Below are 23,821 nucleotides of genomic sequence, written 5' to 3' on the forward strand. Positions count from 1 at the left end.
GGTGAGGACCGGCCGCCGCAAGTTTGCAGTATGAGGGACAGATCGAATTCAGGCGATATCGTCAGACATCGGGCGGCGTTTGCGCCCGGTAATCATGGCGCGGATCAGGTTTTCGTGATGGCGCAGGCTTGCCAGCAGCACACCGCCAATATGCAGCAGCACAAGCGCCAAAAGGCCGTTGGCCAGAAATTCGTGAATATGTTCGAGGGCATCAGAGCCCCAGAAGGCATCGGTGGTATAAAGCTAGCCGGTAAAGGCACAACCGGCCATGGCAAGCAGCAGGGCGATGATCATGGCCGCCCCGGCCGGATTATGGCCGATATAGCGGTGTTCACGACCGCGCGCGATATCGCCAAGATAGCCAAGTGTGGTTGCCGGGCCCTTGATGAACTGGGCAAAGCGGGCATAGTGCGTACCGACCAATCCCCAGACCAGACGCAGCGCAATCAGGCACCCGGCAGCATAACCGGCCCAGTGATGAAGGGCGTGCCATTCATCGGCCGTGATCCAGGCGATCAGGAAGCTTGTTGCCAATCCCCAGTGAAACAGGCGGATGAACGGATCCCAGACCGTGATCGACATGATGGTTCCTTTCAGACAGACAGAAAGTGTTTCCGGCGACGCGGAGGACTGTTGGCGCCGCCAGAAACACCCGGATATGGCAACAACTGACTTTGGGGATCAGTCGTCTTCGCCATCCTGTTTGACGATCACGAAAGATGCCGGATCGAAATAGGCTTCAATTTTCTTGCCGTCGCTGTCGATGGCGTAAACTTCAAAGCAGCCTTCGTCTTCCTTGATCTTGCGCACGTCCCAGCCTTCGCCGGTCAGCTTGGCCTTGAGTTCGTCGGTGGTTTTCCATTCCGATTTCGGAACCTTGCAGTAGTCCTCGTCGGCAAAGGCCGCGGTCGAGGAAAGCGACGCGACCGCCCCGGCCAGAAGGGCGGTGATGGCAACGGCAAAAAGGGCGGTTGGGAAAACAGTTCTTTTCATGGGCATAATCCTTCATAACTGTGGGACGCGGATCCGGCAGAGGGAACGATGCAGGAATTCCGGCAGACGCAGGCGATGTGACGGACATTTCCGGGATGTGCCGTGTCAACGATGCGCCGAACAGGAACAAGAATGACGGTGTTTCCTGACAGCCAACTGAAGGCGCTATGCGCGTTGTTCAGGTTGCTGTCAGGACAGGGGCATAGCCAGACGGTTTGTTTCAATAACGGTCTGGTGCAGATATCGTGGATGGAAAATCGTTGCGAATTCTTCTGGTCGAAGACGAGATCATGCTGGGCGAGGCAGTGCGCGATCATTTGCTGGCCAGTGGCGAGGCGGTGGATCACAGCGAAAATGTCACCGATGCCGAGATCATGATGCGCACCACCAATTATGATGTGCTGTTGCTTGACCTTAATTTGCCAGATGGTAGCGGGCTTGATCTTTTGCGCGGGCTCAGGCGGCGCGGATCGGCCATTCCCTGTATCATTCTGACCGCGCAGGATCAGATTTCCGACCGGATTGCCGGGCTGAATGCCGGGGCGGATGATTATCTGGTCAAGCCGTTTGATCTGAATGAATTATCGGCCCGTCTGGCCGCGGTTGCGCGGCGTTATAGCGGCAATCCCAATCCGTTTGTCACCCTTGATGGCGGGGTCGAGGTTGACCTTGCCGGGCGGACCGTTCTGGTGGACGGGGCGCAGACCGATCTGACATCGCGCGAATGGGCGTTGCTTGACCAGATGGTGCGCCGCCCCGGTCAGACATTGTCAAAACGCCAGCTTGAAGAAGCGCTTTATGAATTCGGGGCGGAAATTGAAAGCAATACGGTTGAGGTCTATGTCAGCCGGGTGCGCCGCAAGCTTGGGCGTGATGTGATCAAGACCGTGCGCGGTGTGGGTTATCGGGTATAGGGCGGGGCCGGCATGATGAAAATCAAGCAGCAAAACAGCCTGCAATTCATCCTGACCAAGCGGCTGACGATCATTGTCGCGCTGTGCTGGATCGCAGGGTCGGTTCTTGCGGCCTATAGCATGTATCACGAACTCGAAGAGGCCGCCGATACCGGGCTTGTTGAAACCGCCCGGCGGGGTTCGACCCTTATGAGGTTTTATTTTGATGCCCATTGGGACGGATCATCCATGGTGGTGATGCCAACCCCGGCCGATCAAGTGGCAAGCACCGATAATGACGGGGACGAGGAAAATGTCGCCGATTACCTGCTTTATCAGTTGCGGGCGGCTAACGGGGATGTGCTGTTGCGATCGCATAATGCCATGGCCGCACCATTTGCCGCCCCTGTGGCGGTCGGGTTTTATCAGGATGACGATTTCCGGATTTATACCGCCCGCAGTGGCGACGGGCAGCTTTACATGCAGGTGGCAGAGCCGCTTGAGCATCGCCACGAGGCAATTCTTGAAAGTGTGGCGGCACAGTTTTTGCCGATTGCGCTTCTGATCCCGACGGTGATTATCGGGATCATCCTTGGCGTGCGTCAGGGGCTTGTGCCGGTGCAGCGGGTGCGCGACGAGATCGAGGCGCGCGGCGAAGGCAACCTGACGCCGATTGAACAGGAAGAAGCCCCCGAAGAAATCACCACCATTGTATCGGCGGTCAACAGCCTGATGGGCAAGCTTGAGGCGGCGCTGAATGTCGAGCGCAGCTTTACCGCCAACAGCGCCCATGAATTGCGCACCCCGATTGCCGCAGCCCTGGCACAGACCCAGCGGCTTGTGCTTGAACTGCCCGAAGGACATGAAAGCCGCAAGCGCGCCCTTCAGACCGAGGCATCGCTTAAACGGTTGTCGCGGCTGGCCGAAAAGCTTTTGCAGCTGGCGCGCGCCGAAGCGGGCGGCGGCTTTAGCCCGACCGGGCATGATCAGAAGCTGGGATCGACGCTTTTGCTGGTGATTGATGATGTGATGCGTGCGGGAATTGATGGCGGTGATATCGTCTATGACAGCGACGCGGTGGCAACGCTTGAGGCCAATATCGACCATGATGCCTTTGCCATCTGTTTGCGCAATCTGATTGAAAATGCGCTTAGACACGGGGCGAAGGACCAGCCGGTCGAGATTACGGTCACAGATCGCCACATCATCCGGGTGGCCAATGGCGGACCGGCGATCGCCGCGGGCAATCTTGATGATCTTAAAACCCGGTTCAAACGATCCCATAACAGCGGGGACGGGGCGGGGCTTGGACTTGCGATCGTTGATGCGATCGTGCGCAATACACGGTCCGAGCTGAAGCTTTATTCGCCGCGTCCGGGCAAGACGGACGGTTTCATGGCGGAATTGATCCTGCATCAAAGCTGAACGCAAAAAGGCCGCCCGAAGGTGGCCTTTGCGTCATTGATATCGCGATATCAGCGATAAGTGCGATAACCGCGAAGATGGTGCGGGCTATTTGCCGACCCCGACCTTGATTGCCAGTTTGCGAAGCGGGCTGATGCGGTTGATTGCCGACAGGCCAGCCAGACGCAGGTCGCGCAACGGTTTGGGTTCAAGCATCGATGCGCGGTTCAGGATATCGATACCGCCGACCCGCATCACGGTTTTGGGCAACTGGCGGCGTTCATAGGATTTCAAAAGCGGGGTTTCGCCGATATCCTTGCCGTGCAGCTTGGCCTTTGCCATCAGTTCGGCCAGGGTTTCGATGTCATGCAGGCTCATATTCAGCCCTTGTGCGCCAATCGGCGGCACGACGTGGGCGGCCTCGGCGATCAGGGCAAGGCGCGCGGCAATCAGGCGGGTGGGAATCTGTGCGATCATCGGCCAGACCGCACGCGGGGATGCGACGCTTAGCGGACCAAACAGGTTCATGGTGTCATGGGTGATTTCGGCGGACAGTGCATCGTCACTCATGGCATTAAGCTCATCGGCCCGGGCCGCAGGCGTCATCCAGACCACGGACGAGCACGGTTTGCCATCAAGATCAGGCATCGGCACCAGTGTCAGCGGCCCGCCGGTGCGGTGGATTTCGGTCGAGATATTGTCATGCGGCTTGTCATGGGTGACGACAAAGACCAGCGCGCTTTGATCATAGGCCCAGCGTTTGTGTTTGATCCCGGCCATGTCGCGCAAGCTGGAATTGCGGCCATCGGCGGCGATCACGACTTTGGCCCGGACGGTTTCACCATCGGACAGCGTGACTTCGCCAAAACGCGCCGTGCTTTTGAAGCCGGTTACCGTGGTCGAAAACCGGAAATCGACATTTTCAAGTTCGGCCAGACGGGCCATCAGCGCAACGCGGGCCGCCTTGTTTGAGACGTTCCAGCCGAAAAATCCCTGTTTGGTTTCGGCCCCGTCAAAATCGGCGGTTTCGCGCGGTTGCCATTCGGAACCGCCGGCATCGACGATCCGCATGACGCGAAGTTCGGCCCCGGTCGGTTTGATCGCGTCCCAGACACCGGCCTTTTTAAGGGTTTCGATGCCCGGCTCAAGAAAGGCGGTGGTCCGCAAATCCGTGCCTTCGCCAATATCGGCGGGGGCCGGATCGACAATCACGATCTGATGTCCGTCGGCCGCAAACCGTGCGGCTGCACTCATTCCGGCGATCCCGCCACCAGCAATCAGAATATCGGTTTCGATCATGATCGGTCTTTCCTGTCTTCACGGCAAAATGCAGCGGCCAAAGCCCTACATTTGATGTCGGGCAATGTGCCCGTTTGGCGGACTATACGCAATTGTTTTGCCAAATGTCTTGATACAGATCGTCTTGCTATACGCATTGCACCCGCCATCCGATTGATCGTACGGGCAGCAGGCAGCAGGCAGCAGGAAGGTGCAAGAGGCATCGTATCGGGGACAGGAGATGTTCGGGGCGTCGGAGCAGGGGGCGGGCTGGTGGTGCTGTGTTGCAGTGGTGCAGTGGTGCAGTGGTGTTTTGATGCCGCGAGGCGGTTAGGCGGGGAGGCTGTGATGTGGTGGTGCCGTGATGTGGTGATGAAGTGATGCATGATGCATGATGCAGCTGGGGTGACTGGCATTGTGGTGGTTCGGGGCGTGACGGGCGATGAAGGCCGTCGCTGGTGGGGGGGGGATGATGTTTGGGGCGTGGTACTGCTGCCCAAGGCATTCGTGTTGGTGTTGGTGTTGGGGGTGAACGGGGCGGTTTTTTGCGGGCGGGTACGGGCTTGTGGTGTGGGAGGGGCAGCGTTCGCGTGACGGCGTGGGCGGGTATGTGTTGGGGGGCGGGATTGTTGCGCGGGTGTTCGGGAGTTCCGGGGTGTTACGTGACTGGTGCTGGTGTGTTGCAGCGGATGTTCGGGATGGTTCAGGCGCAAGTGGCAGCGGGCATGTCACAGCAGGCATGTGGCGGGCGGGATTGCGCCGGAAGGGCGGATCGGGCATTTTGGGCGGGCGTTTGTTGCCACCACCTTTATGTGCAGGATATTTGCCATGCTCGCCTGGGTCTATTTGATGGGCGCGATCGGTCTTGAAGTGATCGGGACCGTGTCGCTTAAATTTTCCAACGGATTTACCGACCTGAAATTTTCGGTCCTGACGCTTGTGATGTACGGGCTGAGCTTCTGGGTGCTGGCGCTGACCTTGAAGGTTTTGCCGATCAGCACGGCCTATGCGGTGTGGTCGGGGCTTGGCACGGCGGCCGTCGCGATCATTGGCCTGGTGTTTTTCAAGGAGCCGATGACCGCCCTTAAGGGGGTTTTCCTGTTGATGATCATTGGCGGTGTGGTCGGATTAAAGGCGATCAGTTCGGAAAGCTAATCCCGAAATTGCATGCCGACCCGGCGCAGATCATTTTCAAGATCGCAATGGGCCGGATTCCAGCCAAGATCGCTGACGGCCTTTGTCGCGGTCATGGTTTGATGGCGGGCAAGTCCCGCCGCCCAGCGGCCCAGTCGTGTGATGGCGGTTTGCACCGTGATGGCATCAATCTGGCAATCGGGCGTGCCAACATGGCGGGCGATCAGGCCGGCCAGCGCACGGTTGGTCAGATCATTGATCGCAACCCCGAAATAGCTTGAACCGGGTGCGGCGTTGCCAAGGGCCAGGCAATAAAGATCGGCCAGATCATCGGCATGAACCATCGGCAGGGTCACATCGCCATCACCGATCAGGGTGACGCGGTCATTGGTGCGTGCGGTTTGCAGATCACGGGCAAGAAGCCCGTAATGCCCGTGTCTTCCGGTGGCATAGACACAGCCCGGATGAATGACGATGCCGTGCAATCGTTCATCGCCCAGCACGCGATCAATGCCGGAACACATCCATTGAAATTCGGGCAGCGGGTCAAAGGGGCTGCTTTCATCGATTGACTGTCCGGGTGGCGTTTGCGCAAACAACCAGCTGCCACCGGTATAGAGGAAGCGCACAGGTCCGGGCATGGCGTGCACGGCCGGGATGAGGTGATCAAGCAGGGTGCGGTCGATATCGGTCATGGCATCGGAAAAATCGCAGGCCGCATGAATGACCGCATCAACGGGTGGCAGGGCCGCACACCAGCGGGCCGGATCGGTCAGATCGCCATGGATCGGAACAGCCCCGATCGCGCGCAATCTGGTGCAGGCGGTTTCAGATCGGGCCAGGGCAAAGACCCGGTATTGACGGGAAATCAGGCTGTCAACAAGTGCCGAGCCGATCAGCCCGGTTCCGCCGGTAATGAAAACACGCATCTGAAATTCCTTCCTGTGAGAACAGATTTGGCGATGGCCACAGGCGGTGTTTTCGGACCTCAACCGCGATTGAGGTCAAGCGGTTTTATCGGGGTAATCAAAATCCGGGCAATCAAAATCCGGGCAAACAAAAAAGCCGGGCATTTGCCCGGCTTTGAAATTGTGATCGGCGATTTGATCAGGCGACTTCGAAAATGCCGTCAATTTCAACCGCAACGCCAAGCGGAAGCGATGCCACACCCACAGCGGAGCGGGCATGTTTGCCGACATCGCCAAATATTTCTACCATGGTGTCGGACGCACCATTGACGACTTTGGGCTGATCGGTGAATTCCGGGGCGGAATTGACAAAGGCATTGAGTTTGACAACGCGGGTGACCTTATCAAGGTCGCCGATCGCAGCCTTGAGCTGGGCAATCAGGTTGAGTGCGCACAGGCGGGCGGCCTTTTGGCCGTCTTCGACCTGATAATCCTTGCCGAGTTTGCCGACAAATTTCAGTTCGCCATTTTCCATGGTGATCTGACCGGAAATGTGAACCAGATTGTTCGAGACAACATAGGGCACATAATTCGCAACCGGTGCGGTGGCATTGGGCAGGGTGATGCCAAGTTCGGCAAGACGTGCGTCGATTTTACCAGCCATGATTTCCATCCTTCAGACTGTGGTGGCACAGGGTCGGAACCCTCGTTTGAGGCAAACTTACCGATCCTGACCGCCGAACAAAACAGTTTCTTTTGGTTCGTCGGTCATCGGGGATTTATGTCGATGGCAGGGATTGGGCATTGCTGCGGTGCCGCATTTCACCGATAGTTGAGAAAAATCAAATTGTGCCGGGCGGCAAAGCACCGCAAAACTGTATGCACAACACCCGGTGCCGGTGGCAGATGCCGGGCACATGTTTGGAATGAAACCAGTTCGCCAAAGGGGACTTCATGGCATTGCGCGACCAGATCGGAAATTTGCATGGCGGGTGGCTTGCCCTGATCGGGGTACTGGTGATTTGCCCGGATGCGCTGTTGATCCGGCTGATTGAAGTCGATGACATGACGGCGTCATTCTGGCGTCTGGCATTGTTGAGTGTTGCGACCCTGATGCTGGCCTTGTGGAAAGGGCAGCGGCGCGGTGAAGGTGTTTTGCAATCGGTCACACCGGGCAGGGCCGAGATCCCGGCAGCCTTGTTTTATTGCGGGACGACGATCTTTTTCATTTTGTCGGTGCGCAATACCGATGCGGCCAATACACTGGTGATCATTGCCGCAACCCCGCTGATTGCCGGGGTGATGGGGGTTTTCATCTTCAAGCGCGGACAACCGATGCGGACCTGGGTGGCATCCTTTGTCGTGCTGGCGGCGCTGGGCATGATTGTCGGGGCCGGGTTTGGCGGCAAGAATGCGCTTGGCGATCTTCTGGCGCTGGGGACGGCGACCTGCATGGCCGGGTTTTTCAACGTGATCGGGGCCAAGCCCGAAATCAATGAAATCAAGGCTATGTTGCTGGGCGCTGTTCTGGGGGCGGTGATTTTGCTGCCAACAGCGGAGCCGTTCACCGTGACCGGCATGGACTGGCTGTGGCTGGCGATGCTGGGCTTTTGGGTGTTGCCGGTATCGTTTCTGTTCATTTCGGCAGGGGCGCGCAAAATACCGGCAGCCGAGGTCGGCCTGATCATGCTGAACGAGGCGATTTTCGGATCGTTTCTGGTGTGGCTGTTTATCGGTGAAGTACCAAGCAACACGACACTGATTTGCGGGTCGGTGGTGATCGTGACACTGGTGTTTCACAGCTATCTTGGTATTCGTGAAGTGCGCCGGATGCGGGTTGGTGCATCGGCCTGACCGGGGCGGTTATTGCCAGCGCACATCTTTCAGGTTGCTGTCAGGTTGGGGCTTTAAATGTTGCGGGGTTGGTCAAGGACCAATCGCCCCGCAGGGCATCTGTTGAGGTGCGCTTTCTGCTGCGGGGTGGATGTGCCCAGATAGCAGGTAGGCCTTTATGCCCCGTTCCCGGTTCGTGCCGAAAATTCCACCGATTGATTATCGTATTGTTCTTGTTGTGCTGGCGGTCTTTTTCACGCTGGTTCTCAATGCCAGAGTGCTTGGTCATTTCTATGACATTCTGGGTGCGCTTGGCGCCTATGACCGCGGATTTGCGATCAGTGCGCCGTTTGTACTGATTTTGGCATCACTTGTGGTGTTTACGCCGTTTTCGTGGCGCTATCTGTTCAAGCCGTTTTTCGTGGTGCTGATCGCAACAAGTGCGCTTGCCCATTACGGGATGATGAAATACGGCATCGTGTTTGATCGCGGCATGATGGAAAACGTGATCGAAACCAACCAGCTTGAAGCGGCATCCTATTTCAGTGTGCCGGCCCTGTTGTGGTTTGTGGCGACCGGTATCGTGCCGGTATGTGTTCTTTTGATCGTGCCGGTGCGCTATCCGTCGACAGTGTTGCGCGGGGTCGGGCAGCGCATTGTCATGATGCTTGTGCCGCTGGTGTTGCTGGGCGGAATTGGCGGCCTTTATTTCAAGGATTACGCATCGGTCGGGCGCAATAACAAGGTGCTGGGCAAGGAGATCATCCCGTCAAATTTCATCACCGGGACGATCCAGCTGGTCAAGCGGCGCTATCTTTATGCCGATATGCCGTTTCGCAAGATCGGCGAGGATGCGCGTCTTGTTACCGCACCGGGGAAAACCAAGCCGACATTGATGTTTCTGGTGATCGGGGAAACCGCGCGGGCGCAAAGTGTGGCGGCCAACGGGTATGATCGCCCGACATCGCCCTTTACCAGTCAGATTGACGGGCTTCTGGCGTTTCAGAATGTGCAATCCTGTGGCACGGCGACCGCGGTTTCGGTTCCCTGCATGTTTTCGCCGATGGATCATGCCAATTATGATGGCGAAATCGCGCGCCATAGCGAAAGCCTGATGGATGTGTTGCAGCGTGCCGGGGTCAAGGTCCTGTGGAAGGATAATGACGAAGGCTGCAAGGGGGTCTGTGACCGCATTCCGAGCATCGAGATTTCAGCCGATGCGTTTCCCGAAGAATGCGTTCTGGGCACCTGTTATGACGAGGTGATGTTGCGCAACCTTGATCAGCAGGTGGCAGATAAGCTGGTCGATCAGCTTATTGCCTTTCACCTGATGGGCAGCCACGGGCCGACCTATTACAAACGTTATCCCGAGGCCCATCGTGCCTTTGCGCCGGACTGCCCGCGCAGCGATATTGAAAATTGCAGCGCCAAGGAGCTGATCAATACCTATGACAATACGATCCGCTATACCGATTATGTGGTGGCGGAACTGGTGGCGAAGCTTAAATCCTATGAGGATCGCTATAACACCGTGTTGCTTTATGTGTCCGATCACGGGGAATCGCTTGGCGAGGGCGGGCTTTATCTGCATGGCGCGCCCTATATGCTGGCCCCGGATGAACAGACCCATGTGCCGATGATGATGTGGATGTCCGATGGATATCAGACCGCGCGCGCGGTCGGGCAGGAGTGCCTTGGTGATCAGGCGCAAAATGGCGCGTTTTCCCATGACAATCTGTTTTCAACCGTGCTTGGCGTCATGGGGGTCGAAACCGGGCTTTATCAGCCGACCAAGGATATCCTGGCGCGCTGTACTGCGAACGATGCCGACATGGCAGGGCGGCGCGACGGGGCCGTTGAAGCGGCCCTTGCAACAGTGTCCGCGGCCGGTCCGCAACGGCAGTAAGGTGCAGGGACAAGGCCCGCAAGGAATTGACAGACGGGGCACTTCGTATTAGTTGAGTGAACTCAGTGAGTTTGCTTGATGAGTTGGAGGGCCCCGATGAGCATTCGGGCAACCAGACGTGAAGAAACCCGTCAGAAGATACTTGAGGCGGCGCGGGGCATTCTTGAAAGCGGTGATTTCGAGGAGGCATCGACGCGCGAAATCGCCAAGCGGGCCGGGGTCGCCGAAGGGACGATTTTTCATCACTTTTCGACCAAGGAAGAACTGATCATCAGCTGTGTAACCACACAGCTGGCCGAAGCCATTGAAAAGGGTCTTTATACGATGGACCCGGAATGGTGCTTTGTCGACAAGTTGATGCATGTGGCGTCATACCGCTTTACCCAGATCGGCCTTCATCCGACACTTTGGAACGTGATCATGCGCCAGCTGACCTTTGCGCCGCGCAAGGGGGCGGTGCATGACATGATGCAGCGCAGCGGCCTGATCAAGGCGATTACCGACCTGATCGAAGAAGCGCAGCTTTCGGGGGAGTTGAACCCGGATCTGTCACCGACCCTGATCCGTAAAAGCCTGATGGCGCTGTTTCTGTTTACGATCCACGAACATATGAGCACGCAGAATTTCGACTGCGAAGACATGTGTGCGACGCTGCGCGAATTGATCGAGGTGCAGACAATCGGACTTTGGGCACGTAAACCCGAATGTGCGGCGTAACCGGACCTATTCCCCGATCAGATGCAGGATGACGTTGCGCCGATGCGGGGCGTGGCGATGTTCGAACAGATAGATGCCCTGCCAGGTGCCAAGCAGGGCAAAGCCATCGGCAACCGGGATGGTAAGGGACACGTCGGTCAGGGCTGATTTGATGTGGGCGGGCATGTCGTCGGGGCCTTCGCAGGTATGGCGATAAAGGCTTGGATTTTCCTGAACGAGCCGGCCAAAGAATGTTTCCAGATCAAGACGCACATCGGGATCGGCATTTTCCTGAATGGTCAGGCTGGCCGATGTGTGGCGGACAAAGACCGTCAACTGCCCGCGCGCAATGCCGGTCGAGGCGACCCATGATTGCACCTGATCGGTGATTTCAGTCAGTCCCTGGGTACCGGTTTTGATTTCAAGGGTGCATTGATCCTGACGCAGCATCATTTCATCTTGCCTGTCATTGACGGGAAATTGGTCTGGCGGTGATGGTAGAAGTGCGATCTGTTGCTGACAAGGGGGCTGTCATGTTTGTTGGCGGGTGCAGTAAAACCATCGCGTTTTCAGCATGTTATCCGTGCCACAATATTGCCACTTGACGCAAACGGCCGGTGTGAATAACGATCTGGGCGTTAACTTTCGACTGGAAAATCCGTTGCGTTTCATTTCCTGCATGCTTGTGATCCTGATCAGCCTGACAGTTCTGCTGTCGGGGCATGGCACCGTGCAGGCAGGTTCCGGTTCGTCCGGTGACGGGCACCATGTTGTGACGATCGATGTCACCAAACCGGTGTCCCATGATCCGCATTCATCCCATGCCGATATTTGTGGCATGACAGTGTGCGGTCCCTATGCAGAGGAACATGTCAGCACGGCATTGTTCATGCCGGTGGTGACGTCTGTGACCTATTGGGTGCAGGACCGTACCCTTGTTTCCGCCGAGGCGGATGGCAGCTACAAGCCGCCGCGCGCCTGAAAATAATCCCGTTTTAAAGAAAACGCCGTCGTTTGTTTGGCCCGTGTCTGTTTGACCCGTGTCGGGCAAAACAGCAAGGTTTGCGCATGTCTTCATGCGGCGATGGCAATCATTCTGACGATTATTTTCAGGAGCATGATATGCCCAGTTTCAAGAAATCCCTTATCCGTCACATCGCGACATCGACCGTTCTTTTGAGCACGCTTGCCGGTATGCAGGCCCCGGCCTTTGCCGGTGCAGGCCATAGCGGTGGTCATGGCGGGGCATCGACCGATATCGGCATGCCCGGCCAGTTGTCCGATGTTCGCCGGACCATCCGGATCGTGATGGAAGACAATTTCTTTGATCAGGAAAAGATCATTGTGCGTGCGGGCGAAACCGTACGCTTCATGATCGAGAACAAGGGCGAATTCGTTCACGAATTCAATATCGGCACCGCGGCAATGCATGCAGACCATCAGAAGGAAATGTTCATGATGATGGAGCATGGCGCGCTTGAAGCCGACAAAATCAACATGGCGATGATGGAAATGGACATGGGTAACGGCATGACGATGAAGCATGACGATCCCAACAGTGTCCTGCTTGAGCCGGGCCAAAGTGCCGAAGTGATCTGGACATTCCCCAAGGACACCGAACTTGAATTCGCGTGCAATGTGCCAGGCCACTATGAAAGCGGCATGATGGGCAAAATCCGTCTTCAGTAATCATCATTGATATGACCGGGGGCGTTCGGGATCGGCTTGTCTGCCATCCCGGGCGTCTGTCCGGCCTTTTCAGGTAATTTGAAATGAAAAAACGCATTGTCTTACGCGCCCTGTTGGGTGCGCTGGGGACGGTCATGCTGTCTGCGCCCAGTTTTGCCGCGACCTATGATCTGACGGTCGATTATGTCGAGATCGATACCGGAACCATGAAAACGCGCGGCATCGGATATAACGGGTCATCGCCCGGGCCGACCTTGCGGTTCAAGGAAGGCGAGGAGGTGGTGATCAATGTCACCAACAATCTCGAAGAAGCAACGTCGATCCACTGGCACGGCTTGATCCTGCCCTATCAGATGGACGGGGTGCCGGGCATCAGTTTCCCCGGCATTGAGCCGGGCGAGACTTTTACCTATCGCATTCCGGTTTCACAAAGCGGCACCTACTGGTTTCACAGCCATTCGGGTTTTCAGGAACCCGACGGGGCCTATGGGTCGATCATTATCGAGCCGCAAAAGCGCGAACCGTTCAAATTTGACCGTGAATATGTGGTGGTTCTGAAAGACAAGCACCCGCATTCGGGCGAACGCATCCTGCGCAATCTGAAAATGATGCCTGATTATTACAACCGCAATCAGCGCAGCCTTGGCGATTTCATCATGGATGTGCGCAAGAACGGCCTGGGCGCGACACTTTCGGAGCGTGCCGACTGGGGCGCGATGCGCATGATGCCGACCGATATCGAGGATGTGCAGGGCTTTGTCGGCCTGATCAACGGCATGTCGCCCGACCAGAACTGGACGGGGCTGTTTCATCCCGAAGAACGGGTGCGGTTGCGGTTCATCAATGCATCGGCCATGACCTATTTCGATGTGCGGATCCCCGGACTTGAAATGACGGTGGTGCAGGCCGATGGCAATAATGTGCAGCCGGTAAAGGTTGATGAATTCCGCATTGCGGTTGCCGAAACCTATGACGTGATTGTCCAGCCCAAGGACGACAAGGCCTATGCGATCATGGCGGAATCGATGGGGCGTTCGGGATACGGATTTGGCACATTGGCCCCGCATGAAGGCATGCGTGCCGAAATGCCCGAATTGCGCAAGGAAGCACCGCTTCTGACCATGGCCGATATGGGCATGAACCATCGTGACATGGGGCACGGTGATATGGGCTCAGGTGAGACGGGCAAAGGCGATATGGCCGGTATGGATCATGGCGCTGCACCATCGGGCAATTCGGCGATGGGCAATGCGGCAATGGATCATGGATCGGCCGGGTCGATGCCGGGCATGGATCATTCCGGCATGGCCGGTATGGACCATTCAAATATGGCGGGGATGGATCATTCGGCGATGGCGATGGGCAATCGCGCCGATCCGTTTTATGCGGCGGGTAGCGGATTGACGCCCAAGGCGGCAAATGGCGGCAAGTTCCTGTCTTATGCCGATCTCAAGGCGCAAAAGCCGCTTTATGCCGACCGTCCGGCCACGCGCGAGATCGAGCTGCGCCTGACCGGGAATATGGAACGTTATAGCTGGTCGATCAATGGCGTGAAATACGAGGATGCCGAGCCGATCCGCCTGAAATACGGCGAACGGGTGCGGTTCAAGTTTGTCAATGAAACCATGATGTCGCACCCGATGCATCTGCATGGCATGTGGTCGATCCTTGATACCGGGCAGGGCAAATGGAACCCGGTCAAGCACACCATCAATATCAATCCCGGCACCACGGTCTATTCCGAGACCGAGGTCGATGAGCCCGGCCAATGGGCGTTTCATTGCCATCTGAGCTATCACATGGCGACGGGCATGTTCCGCAAGGTCGTGGTTGAAGGCGGTCCGGCGGTTGCGACACTGAAGAACGGGAATTGATCCATCATGAAACGACATGATCTGATGATGAAGGGCGGCTTTGTCGCCATGGTGATGGCCGTCGTTCCGGGTACCGGACAGGCGGCAGAAGGACGGACCTATTACGGGTTCCAGGCCGAACAGTTTGAATATCGTCTTGGTGACGAGAATGAAAAACGGCTGGTCTGGGATGCGGATGCCTTTTGGGGAACGGACGAGCTCAAACTGCGCTGGCAGGGCGAGGGTGAACGCGACCTTGATGCCGATATCAATGAAGGGCTTGAAAACCGGTTGGTGCTGCAAACCCCGATCAGTGACTTTTTCGATGCCAAGGCGGGGGTCAGGCTTGATACCCCGACGGGTACGGATCGCTGGTACGGGACGGTCGGGATCATGGGGCTTGCGCCGCAATGGATCGAAGTTGATGCCGATCTTTTTGTCAGCGAAACCGGGGATGGCAGCGCGCGGCTTGATCTTGAATATGAGGGGCTGATTACCAATCGCGTCATCCTGACCCCGTCGATTGAGCTGAATGCCGCCTTTTCCGAGGATCGGGAAATCGAAGTCGGCACAGGGATATCAAGTGCAGAGATCGGATTGCGGTTAAGCTACGATCTGATTGATCGCAGTGTCGCGCCCTATATCGGGGTGTCCTATGAACGCAAATTTGGTGATACCGCTGATTTTGCCAAGGAAGACGGCGAGGATTTCGAGGCGACCTATATCGTCACGGGGCTTCGGTTGATGTTCTAGAAACAAGGGCCGGGAGGATTTCCTTCCGGCCCTTTTTATATGTGATGATCAGCAAGGAACTACAGATCAGGCGGGTAGCTTGATCAGGATGCAATGCGGTCCTCATTCGGTCCATAGAAACGAAGGGCCGTCATGGCAAGATTGCCAAATTCGTAGCTGTCATGGATGACATCGGGGGCGAAATCATCGGATGCGGCGCCAAGGGCGACATAGAACGGCATCAGATGGTCGTCTTCGGGATGGGCCATGGCGGCATGGGGCGCAAGGCGGCGATAATCGAGCAATGCGTCAATATCATGGGCCCTGACCCGGTCGATCATCCAGGTGGTGAATTCGATCGCCCAGGGATCAATCGGGCCTTCGTGACGATCAAGCGCACGCAGATTGTGGGTCATCGCCCCGCTTGCCACCACCAAAACGCCAAGATCGCGCAAACCGCGCAATTTTTTGCCCAGTTCAAAATGATCGGACGGACCGCCATGGGCCAGCATGGAAAGCTGGAAGACCGGGATGTCGGCATTGGGCCGGGCAAGGATCAAAGGCATCCAGGCCCCGTGATCAAGACCGCGCGCATCGTCGGTGGCACAGCCGATCTGTTCGGCAATCTGTCGGGCGAGTGCCGGATCGCCAGAAACGTCATAGTGCAACTGATAAAGGGGCTGCGGGAAACCATAGAAATCGTGAATGGTTTCCTGATGCGCAGCGGTCGATATGGTCGGTTCAGCTGTTTGCCAGTGGGCGGAAACCATCAGGATGGCGCGCACGCCATCGGTATGACGGCCAAGATTGCCGACAAAGAAATCAAATGCCGGCGTGCTTTGGCGCGCCACCAGCATCGGCGAGCCGTGCGAAATAAAGATCGGGGCCAGATTATGCCGGTCTTGCGATACGGATTGATCCGGCCGGGACGGTGAGATCGCGGTGTCAGTCATGGCGGACTACCTTGGTCAAAATTGCATCATTTGCCATGACTATGCGCCGCTGCGGGCGGCAAGACCAGACCCGGTTTGGCAACAGTCTGTTGCCAAGGCCCGCGTTACAGTGGGGGGAGGGCCGAGGGCGATGGCAACAGGCTGTCGGGGGGGAGAATTAGCGACGGCGACCAAACAGCATCAGCAAGACACCGCCGACGATGCCGGCAATCCCGGCGATCAGATACCAGATGGTTTCATCGGTATAGCGACCAACCAGTGTTTCGGAAATCTGATCCACAGCACTTTCCGATGCGTTATAGCCCGTCACCAGAAGGCCAACGCCAATCACAAGGATAACAACGCCAAGAATGCGGCCAATCGACATGATGTTTGCTCCTGTTTTTTTTCGGTTCCGTTTGCCAGAACTTTTGAACAGGGTTGATAACGCGCAATCGGGAAGCTTGTTCCATGGATTGTTGTATCGGAATGATCAAGGTTGTTCAGTGTGCTGTGTCATTGATGCGCAAAATCATGCAGGTTGTGCATTTGAGCGCAAACATTGTGCTGCTTCTTCGCGGGAAATAAGGCCTTGGCCAAGCTTTTCCATCATTTCCACATATTCGTGATCTGATGCGCGGTTCAAATGCACGCCATTGTCGGCAAGAAACAAATCGGCGGTAAGCAGGGCCGTACGTTTGTTGCCGTCAACGAATGGGTGATTGCGGGCTATTCCCTCTGCGAAGCATGCAGCAAGGATGAAAATATCCGTCTCGCCATAGGCAAAAAGGTTTTTGGGGCGACCAAGTGCGGATTCAAGCAATGCTGCATCCCGCAGACCATAAGACCCGCCACCGATATCAATCATGAATTTGTGTACGGTTTCGACATCAAGTCGATTTGGCCATTTTGGCGGGATCACCGTCGCGCCAGTTCAATGATTGTTTCGCGGTGATAGTTAGCCCGTTCTTCGATCTGGCGACGGCGTTGCTCTGCCGGATCGGTTAGTGTTTCGGTCAGGCGACGATATTCTTCTGCGGATAACAGAACAAGGCGGTCGCGTTGATGGCTGGTGATAATCACCGGCTCATGCATGGCCGCATCACTGAATGTACCAATATTGTTTTTGAATTCTGTTGCCGAAACACGGGTCATTTTTATCTCCTGCAAGTCATCGCCATTATAGTCAAAATGTCCATTTTGTCCATTATTGTGACATCAGGAGATGTCTGGCAGGGTATCAACGACGTCACTGCTGGTGGTCAGTTGACAATATTCCGAGGCCAGAACGGCGGCATAAAGGTCAAACACATCCTGTGCCGGGAAGGTTTTGCCGTTGGCATCGGTCACATCGATTGCCGTGGTCGCATCGAGCGGCAACCAGTTTTCAAAGCCCAGACAATGGGCCATGCGGATGGTGACATCCATCGAGTTATGAATAACCACACCGGTAAAGATCAGGCGTTTGATCCCTTGATCGTGCAGGTGTTTTTCAAGCGTGGTGCCGACGAATGCGCAGTTTTGCTGCTTGGCGAAGACGGTTTCACCGGCAATGGGCGCGACTTCGTCCTTGAACGGCTGTCCGGGGCCGTTGACATAGAAGCTTGAAGCCGGATTGGCTTCTTCGTGGCGGATATGGATCACGGGCAGGTCGGCGGCGCGAAAGGTCGCGAGCAGTTTGGCAATCACATCGGCATAGCCGGGATTGTTTTTGGCATTCCATCGCGGATGATCCATTGCCTTTTGCACATCAAGAATGATCAGGGCGGTATCTTGGCCAAGCGTTGGAACGGGCATGGTGGTGTTTCCTTGTCTGACGGGCCGGGGCAAACCAAAAACGGCCGGGAAAATCCCGGCCGTTTTGCTGATCAGATCAGAAAGTCGTTCGGGCCGTAACCCTTAGGAGCAACCAGTGGTCGCGCCGCAAGAGTCGCATTTCAGGCAGGTGCCGTTACGCACCAGGGTGAAGTTGCCGCAATCGGGGCAACCGTCGCCTTCGTAGCCCTTCATGCGGGCTTCGCGAATTTTGTCCATCTTGTCATCGGTTTTGGCGATGACTTCTTCGCTTGCCGTCAGGATCGCAGAGGTCTGCGGTGCGGACGGGGTCGCGGTGGTTGCGGCACTTGCGGTGGTTTCATGGCTGTGATTGTGGCCATGACCGTCCGTGCCGGTGGACTTGACTTCGACAACGCGTTCTTCGGTCTGGGCGCCGCCATCGACAACATAGAGGTTGCGACGTACGAAGCCGCTTGATGCGACCTTGCGGATGGTTTCGATCGCCTGATCGCCGGCTTTCTGGGCGGTTTCGCCAAGATCACCTTCGGCGACACCTTCGCCAACGGCATCGGGAAGGATGTCGGACGGCTGAACGTGGGCAAGGTCGTTACGGCCAAGGTAAGAGATGGCGAGTTCGCGGAACATGTAATCAAGGATGGAGGTTGCCATCTTGATCGCATCGTTGCCCGAAACCATACCCGACGGTTCAAAACGGGTGAAGGTGAAGGCTTCGACATATTCTTCGAGCGGTACGCCATACTGAAGGCCGATGGAAACCGCGATTGCGAAGTTGTTCATCAACGAGCGGAAAGCAGCGCCTTCCTTGTGCATGTCGATGAAGATTTCGCCAAGCTTGCCGTCTTCATATTCACCGGTGCGCAGGTAAACCTTGTGACCGCCAACGGTGGCCTTCTGGGTGTAACCCTTGCGGCGACCCGGAAGCGAGCGACGCTCGCCGCGGATGACGCGTTCAATGATTTTTTCAACGATCTGTTCAGACACGGCCGTTGCCTTGGCAGCGGTCGGCTGATCGGCGTAATCGTCTTCTTCAACCAGGGCAGCGTTGAGCGGCTGGCTGAGTTTCGAGCCATCACGATACAGAGCGTTGGCTTTCAGACCCAGGCGCCAGGACAGCATATAGGCGTCCTTGCAATCCTGAATGTTAGCACTGCTCGGCATGTTGATGGTTTTGGAAATCGCACCCGAGATGAACGGCTGGGCTGCTGCCATCATGCGGATGTGGCTTTCAGCCGACAGGTAACGCTTGCCGATACGGCCGCACGGGTTTGCACAATCAAAGACCGGAAGGTCTTCGTCACGCAGATGCGGGGCACCTTCAAGGGTCATCGAACCGCAAACATAGGTGTTGGCTGCTTCGATCTGTTTCTTGTCGAAACCAAGAGCGGCAAGCATGTCAAAGTCCATAGAGTTGATGGCTTTGGCATCGAGGCCCTGGGTGTTGACGCAGAAATCATCGCCAAAGGTGTATTTGTTAAAGACGAACTTGATGTCGAATGCGTTTTTAAGCGCACCTTCAACCTTGGCAATGGCGTCGTCATCAAAGCCCTTGGCGCGCAGATCGTCATGGGAGACGGCTGGCGAACCAACGAGGGTTCCGTGACCAACCGCGTATTTTTCAATGTCGCGGATCTGGTTTTCGGTATAGCCAAGGGTCGCAAGCGCAACCGGAACGGTGCGGTTGATGATCTTGAAGTAACCGCCGCCAGCAAGCTTTTTGAACTTCACAAGGGCGAAGTCCGGCTCGATCCCGGTGGTGTCGCAATCCATGACCAGACCGATGGTGCCGGTCGGCGCAATAACGGTGGTCTGGGCGTTGCGGTAACCGTGCTTTTCACCCAGTTCCAGTGCCTTGTCCCATGCAGCACGCGCTGCAACCGGAAGATCGGCATAGGGGCTGTCAGCAGCAACCAGCGGAACCGGATTGATCGACAGGCCTTCGTAGCCTTCCTGTTCGCCATAAGCCGCACGGCGATGGTTGCGCATGACGCGCAGCATTTCATCGGCATTGTCGGCATAGCCCGGGAACGGACCCTGTTCGCCAGCCATTTCGGCCGAGGTCGCATAGGAAATACCACACATGATCGCGGTCAGGGACGCACCGATCGCACGGCCTTCGTCGCTGTCATAAGGGATGCCCATGCTCATCAGCAGGCCGCCAATGTTGGCATAGCCAAGGCCAAGGGTACGGTAACGATAGGACAGTTCGGCAATACGGTCGGACGGGAACTGTGCCATCAGAACCGAGATTTCCAGAACCACAGTCCACAGACGAACGGCATGTTCGTAGGCCTCGATATCAACGCCGCCATCATCGGAACGGAAGTTCATCAGGTTGAGCGATGCGAGGTTACATGCGGTGTCATCAAGGAACATGTATTCCGAGCACGGGTTGGACGCATTGATGCGACCCGAATTCGGGCAGGTGTGCCATTCGTTAATGGTGGTGTCGTACTGGATGCCCGGATCGGCACAGGCCCAGGCGGCTTCGCCAACCTTGTCCCACAATTCGCGGGCAGAGATGGTTTTTGCGACCTTGCCGTCGATACGACGGATCAGGTTCCAGTCACCGTTATCAAGAACAGCCTGAAGGAAGTCGTTCGATACACGAACAGAGTTGTTCGAGTTCTGACCCGAAACGGTCAGATATGCTTCGGAATCCCAGTCAGTGTCATAGGTCTTGAAGCTGATTTCGGTGAAGCCCTGACGTGCGAATTCGATGATCTTGTTGATATAGGAATCCGGGATCATCACAGCGCGGGCAGCAAGCACAGCTTCTTTGAGCTGCGGGTTGGCGCGCGGAATGAAACGGTCTTCCGAATCAGCGGCACCGTCCCAGTTGGTGCAGGCCGCAAGAACTGCGGTCAGGTGCTTTTCAGCAAGTTTGGAGCCGGCAACAAGGGCCGCAACTTTCTGTTCTTCGACGACTTTCCAATCAATATATTCTTCGATATCCGGATGGTCGATATCAACCACGACCATTTTGGCCGCACGGCGGGTGGTGCCGCCCGACTTGATCGCGCCAGCAGCACGGTCACCGATTTTCAGGAAGCTCATCAGGCCCGAAGAACGACCGCCACCCGACAGGGTTTCGCCCGCACCGCGAACGTTCGAGAAGTTCGAACCGGTACCCGAACCGAATTTGAACAGACGGGCTTCACGGGTCCAGAGATCCATGATGCCGCCTTCATTGACCAGGTCATCGGCAACCGACTGGATGAAGCAGGCATGGGGCTGCGGATGTTCATAGGCACTGGCCGATTTGGTCAGTTCGCCGGTTTTGAAATCAACATAGGAGTGACCCTGTGCCGGGCCGTCAATGCCATAGGCCCAATGCAGGCCGGTGTTGAACCACTGTGGAGAGTTCGGCGCACCCATCTGGTGGGAGAGCTGATAACGCATTTCATCAAAGAAGGCCTGCGCATCAGATTCGGCGTCAAAATAGCCGCCTTTCCAACCCCAATAGGTCCAGGTGCCGGCAAGGCGATCAAAGACCTGGGTCGCGCTGGTTTCGCTGGTATAGCGTTTTTCAGCCGGCATTTTGTCAAGCTTGGCGGTGTCGGCAGTCTTGCGCCACAGCCAGGACGGGACGTCCTTTTCCTTGACCGGTTTGAGGGCAACCGGAACACCGGCCTTGCGGAAATATTTCTGAGCCAGAACGTCACTCGCCACCTGTGACCAGGAAGCGGGCATGTCGATGTCATTCATCGCAAAAACAACGGAACCATCCGGGTTTTTGATGACAGAAGATGACTTACGAAACTCGATGTCGGCGTAAGGGCTGACACCGTCCTGAGTGAACTTTCTGGTAATCCGCATGGTCTGCTCCGGTTTTGATCAGACGTGAGGGGGCGCTATCTGGTAATGCGCCAACATCGCCTGACTTTATATAGTTTGCTCATCGCTCTTGCGCTGCCCCAATACCCGATATTTTCCGGTGTTTTTGGCGCCTCGCATCTATCTGAATTCGGTGGTGTGGTCCCCCCTTGGAACCATCCGGTCCGTGGGGAAGACTATAATGGCAAAATTTCGCCACAGTCCACTAATCTTTGTGGTTGACAGCAATTTTTACCACAACATGTAGTGGGTCGGTTGCTGTCTTGCTGATTCGATGCTGGTGGGATTCGTGTTAACAATCTCTGAATCAGGGCTAAGGGCCTGTAAAACTGCGGTTTCTGTTACCGCGAGATTGTGTGCCTGTCCTAAGACTCGGACTAGATGTTGTGTGGGAAGGATCGGTTTTCCCGAACACGAACCCAAGCTAACGCTGTTTGCGTTTCATTTCCAGTGCGAAGCTGAAAATGTGCCGTAACAATGATGTTCTTAGCATATGCGGCAATGATAACAGTTTGATATTTATATTAAAGTATTGATTTTATCGCAGGCGCAAATCCGCGGATATCAGCCAACAGCCCATACCATATATATGTGTGTGATTGTGGATAACCGGGTGGACAGACGCCCCAGATATATGCGGATCAATGAGTCGTCGCACTACAAGCAGTTGTGGGTTGTTTTGAACCGATAAATGGCACTGTCGCGGCGTGCTGGTTCAGGTCGGGGTTGAGGCGGCTTGTGGTGACGGGGCAGGCTGCGGGCAAATGTTGTGATTTGGGGCGGGTCGATGTCCTTGAAACATTGACTTTCAAACCGCATCACGACATATAAGTCACTTGTTCGACAGGGTTCACACCGCATGATCCCTGTTCCGCCGGTTTCAGTCTGGCGGACAAACCAAATCTGGAGAGAGACCCAACATGGCCACCGTCGGCACCCGTATTTATACTGCGCTGTTTGGCAAGCGCGTTGGCGAAGACCGTTTCGGCAATGTCTATTACACCGAAAAGACTCCGGCCAAGGGCCGCCGCACCAAGCGCTGGGTGATCTACAAGGGCGTTGACGAAGGATCGAAAGTTCCGGCCGAATGGCATGCATGGCTGCATTATACCCTTGATGCGCCGCTGTCGGAAAAGGCCGAGGACCGTTATGACTGGCAGAAAGAGCATCTGCCGAACCTGACCGGGACCAAACACGCATATCGCCCGCAGGGCCACGAATATAGCGGTGGCAAGCGCGCGAAAGCGACCGGCGATTATCAGGCCTGGTCGCCGGAAGGCTGATCAGCCGGAAATTTGAAAATTCAGGCGGGCGCGGGGCAACTCGCGCCCGTTTTTGTTTCGGGGCCTGCTTTTTTGTTTAAGTGGTTCTGTTTTGGGCGGTTGTGTTTTGGCGCTGTGCAATACAATATGCCAATCAAAGAGATACAGATCGGATAAGGTCCATGAGCAACAGACTGATTGAAACCCTTGCAGGTGCTGCGGTGATCGCAGTCGCGATCGGGTTTGCAGCATATTCATACAGCCGTGCGGGGATCGACACGGTAGAAGGGTATGAAATCAAAGCCAGCTTTAACCGTATTGATGGTCTGGTCGTGGGCAACGACGTGCGGATTTCCGGCGTGAAGGTTGGCAGCGTTACCGGACAGGAACTTGATCCCGATACCTATATGGCAGTTGTCAAGATGTCGGTGCGCGCGGACCTGTCGCTGCCGATGGACAGTTCGGCCAAGGTGGCATCGGATGGTCTTTTGGGCGGCAAGTTCGTATCGATCGAGCCGGGCGGGGATATCGACATGATCCAGGCCGGTGGTGAAATCGAATACACGCAAGGGTCGGTCAATCTTGAAGATCTGATTGGTCAGGTTATTTATTCCTCGACCAGTAGCAGCGAATAGGCACAAGCACACCATATTGTGACCCGATATCGTGACCAGTTC

At 56.1% G+C, this 23,821-nt stretch carries 23 protein-coding genes and 1 pseudogene; 12 read left to right on the forward strand and 12 right to left on the reverse strand.

Annotation, left to right across the window (positions count from 1 at the left end):
* Positions 1-48: 48 nt before the first annotated feature.
* Positions 49-582 (reverse strand): annotated as a pseudogene (locus CU041_RS04560) (cytochrome b/b6 domain-containing protein).
* Between the two features lie 99 nt (positions 583-681).
* On the reverse strand, positions 682-993 hold the full coding sequence (locus tag CU041_RS04565; RefSeq protein WP_068518068.1) for a PepSY domain-containing protein: 312 nt from the start codon (positions 991-993) through the stop codon (positions 682-684).
* A gap of 245 nt (positions 994-1,238) precedes the next feature.
* Here CU041_RS04565 and CU041_RS04570 point away from each other — a divergent pair, with 245 nt between their 5' ends.
* Together CU041_RS04570 and CU041_RS04575 are read left to right on the forward strand one after the other, a co-directional pair.
* Positions 1,239-1,907, forward strand: coding sequence for a response regulator transcription factor (locus CU041_RS04570; protein WP_456154834.1), 669 nt, complete (start codon positions 1,239-1,241; stop codon positions 1,905-1,907).
* 12 nt (positions 1,908-1,919) lie between these two features.
* Complete coding sequence (locus tag CU041_RS04575; RefSeq protein WP_233433007.1) at positions 1,920-3,311, forward strand: ATP-binding protein; 1,392 nt, start codon at positions 1,920-1,922, stop codon at positions 3,309-3,311.
* Positions 3,312-3,398: 87 nt separating this feature from the next.
* Here the strand turns inward: CU041_RS04575 and CU041_RS04580 are convergent, their stop codons facing one another.
* Positions 3,399-4,589, reverse strand: a complete 1,191-nt coding sequence (locus CU041_RS04580) for an FAD-dependent oxidoreductase (RefSeq protein WP_101245968.1) — start codon at positions 4,587-4,589, stop codon at positions 3,399-3,401.
* An 807-nt stretch (positions 4,590-5,396) separates the two neighbouring features.
* Between CU041_RS04580 and CU041_RS04590 the strand changes: the two genes are divergently transcribed.
* On the forward strand, positions 5,397-5,723 hold the full coding sequence (locus CU041_RS04590) for a DMT family transporter (protein ID WP_101246413.1): 327 nt from the start codon (positions 5,397-5,399) through the stop codon (positions 5,721-5,723).
* On the opposite strand, the gene CU041_RS04595 is transcribed toward CU041_RS04590, so the two are convergent.
* Complete coding sequence (locus CU041_RS04595) at positions 5,720-6,631, reverse strand: NAD-dependent epimerase/dehydratase family protein (protein ID WP_101245970.1); 912 nt, start codon at positions 6,629-6,631, stop codon at positions 5,720-5,722. The genes CU041_RS04590 and CU041_RS04595 overlap by 4 nt on opposite strands.
* A gap of 178 nt (positions 6,632-6,809) precedes the next feature.
* Positions 6,810-7,274 (reverse strand): RidA family protein, encoded by a 465-nt coding sequence (locus CU041_RS04600; protein WP_068518275.1) that lies wholly within the window; start codon positions 7,272-7,274, stop codon positions 6,810-6,812.
* Between the two features lie 290 nt (positions 7,275-7,564).
* On the opposite strand from CU041_RS04600, the gene CU041_RS04610 reads away from it, so the two are divergent.
* The 3 genes from CU041_RS04610 to CU041_RS04620 all read left to right on the forward strand — a co-directional run bounded on the left by CU041_RS04610 (position 7,565) and on the right by CU041_RS04620 (position 11,066).
* On the forward strand, positions 7,565-8,464 hold the full coding sequence (locus CU041_RS04610) for a DMT family transporter (RefSeq protein WP_101245971.1): 900 nt from the start codon (positions 7,565-7,567) through the stop codon (positions 8,462-8,464).
* A gap of 157 nt (positions 8,465-8,621) precedes the next feature.
* A complete protein-coding gene (locus CU041_RS04615; RefSeq protein WP_101245972.1) occupies positions 8,622-10,349 on the forward strand; it encodes a phosphoethanolamine transferase in 1,728 nt (575 codons plus the stop codon).
* A gap of 96 nt (positions 10,350-10,445) precedes the next feature.
* Positions 10,446-11,066 carry a TetR/AcrR family transcriptional regulator gene (locus tag CU041_RS04620; protein WP_101245973.1) on the forward strand — a complete coding sequence of 207 codons (621 nt, stop codon included), beginning with the start codon at positions 10,446-10,448 and terminating at the stop codon, positions 11,064-11,066.
* A gap of 6 nt (positions 11,067-11,072) precedes the next feature.
* On the opposite strand, the gene CU041_RS04625 is transcribed toward CU041_RS04620, so the two are convergent.
* Entirely contained in the window at positions 11,073-11,495 is a 423-nt protein-coding gene (locus tag CU041_RS04625) for a secondary thiamine-phosphate synthase enzyme YjbQ (protein ID WP_101246414.1), read from the reverse strand.
* 169 nt (positions 11,496-11,664) lie between these two features.
* On the opposite strand from CU041_RS04625, the gene CU041_RS04630 reads away from it, so the two are divergent.
* The 4 genes from CU041_RS04630 to CU041_RS04645 all read left to right on the forward strand — a co-directional run bounded on the left by CU041_RS04630 (position 11,665) and on the right by CU041_RS04645 (position 15,340).
* Positions 11,665-12,027, forward strand: a complete 363-nt coding sequence (locus CU041_RS04630) for a hypothetical protein (RefSeq protein ID WP_068518059.1) — start codon at positions 11,665-11,667, stop codon at positions 12,025-12,027.
* Between the two features lie 140 nt (positions 12,028-12,167).
* On the forward strand, positions 12,168-12,734 hold the full coding sequence (locus CU041_RS04635; RefSeq protein ID WP_101246415.1) for a cupredoxin domain-containing protein: 567 nt from the start codon (positions 12,168-12,170) through the stop codon (positions 12,732-12,734).
* An 83-nt stretch (positions 12,735-12,817) separates the two neighbouring features.
* Positions 12,818-14,608 (forward strand): copper resistance system multicopper oxidase, encoded by a 1,791-nt coding sequence (locus tag CU041_RS04640; protein ID WP_101245975.1) that lies wholly within the window; start codon positions 12,818-12,820, stop codon positions 14,606-14,608.
* A 6-nt stretch (positions 14,609-14,614) separates the two neighbouring features.
* Positions 14,615-15,340, forward strand: a complete 726-nt coding sequence (locus tag CU041_RS04645; protein ID WP_101245976.1) for a copper resistance protein B — start codon at positions 14,615-14,617, stop codon at positions 15,338-15,340.
* 83 nt (positions 15,341-15,423) lie between these two features.
* Here CU041_RS04645 and CU041_RS04650 read toward each other — a convergent pair whose 3' ends face one another.
* From CU041_RS04650 to CU041_RS04675, 6 genes are all read right to left on the reverse strand, one after another.
* Positions 15,424-16,272, reverse strand: a complete 849-nt coding sequence (locus tag CU041_RS04650; protein ID WP_101245977.1) for a DODA-type extradiol aromatic ring-opening family dioxygenase — start codon at positions 16,270-16,272, stop codon at positions 15,424-15,426.
* Positions 16,273-16,429: 157 nt separating this feature from the next.
* Positions 16,430-16,639 (reverse strand): DUF3185 family protein, encoded by a 210-nt coding sequence (locus CU041_RS04655; protein WP_068518054.1) that lies wholly within the window; start codon positions 16,637-16,639, stop codon positions 16,430-16,432.
* Between the two features lie 144 nt (positions 16,640-16,783).
* The gene (locus CU041_RS04660) at positions 16,784-17,173 is read right to left on the reverse strand and encodes a type II toxin-antitoxin system death-on-curing family toxin (RefSeq protein ID WP_101245978.1); all 390 of its coding nucleotides are present in this window, start codon (positions 17,171-17,173) and stop codon (positions 16,784-16,786) included.
* On the reverse strand, positions 17,170-17,406 hold the full coding sequence (locus CU041_RS20805; protein ID WP_212733765.1) for a type II toxin-antitoxin system Phd/YefM family antitoxin: 237 nt from the start codon (positions 17,404-17,406) through the stop codon (positions 17,170-17,172). The genes CU041_RS04660 and CU041_RS20805 overlap by 4 nt, the downstream gene beginning before the upstream one ends.
* Positions 17,407-17,469: 63 nt before the next feature.
* Positions 17,470-18,048 (reverse strand): isochorismatase family protein, encoded by a 579-nt coding sequence (locus CU041_RS04670; protein WP_101245979.1) that lies wholly within the window; start codon positions 18,046-18,048, stop codon positions 17,470-17,472.
* Between the two features lie 102 nt (positions 18,049-18,150).
* Positions 18,151-21,864, reverse strand: a complete 3,714-nt coding sequence (locus CU041_RS04675) for a vitamin B12-dependent ribonucleotide reductase (protein ID WP_101245980.1) — start codon at positions 21,862-21,864, stop codon at positions 18,151-18,153.
* Between the two features lie 938 nt (positions 21,865-22,802).
* On the opposite strand from CU041_RS04675, the gene CU041_RS04680 reads away from it, so the two are divergent.
* Together CU041_RS04680 and mlaD are read left to right on the forward strand one after the other, a co-directional pair.
* Positions 22,803-23,165: an NADH:ubiquinone oxidoreductase subunit NDUFA12 gene (locus CU041_RS04680; protein WP_068518051.1), complete on the forward strand. Its 363-nt coding sequence runs from the start codon at positions 22,803-22,805 to the stop codon at positions 23,163-23,165.
* A 161-nt stretch (positions 23,166-23,326) separates the two neighbouring features.
* Complete coding sequence (gene mlaD, locus CU041_RS04685; protein ID WP_068518050.1) at positions 23,327-23,779, forward strand: outer membrane lipid asymmetry maintenance protein MlaD; 453 nt, start codon at positions 23,327-23,329, stop codon at positions 23,777-23,779.
* Positions 23,780-23,821: the final 42 nt, after the last annotated feature.

The organism is Thalassospira povalilytica, from assembly GCF_002844235.1.
In the GTDB taxonomy this organism is placed as follows: Bacteria; Pseudomonadota; Alphaproteobacteria; order Rhodospirillales; family Thalassospiraceae; genus Thalassospira; species Thalassospira povalilytica.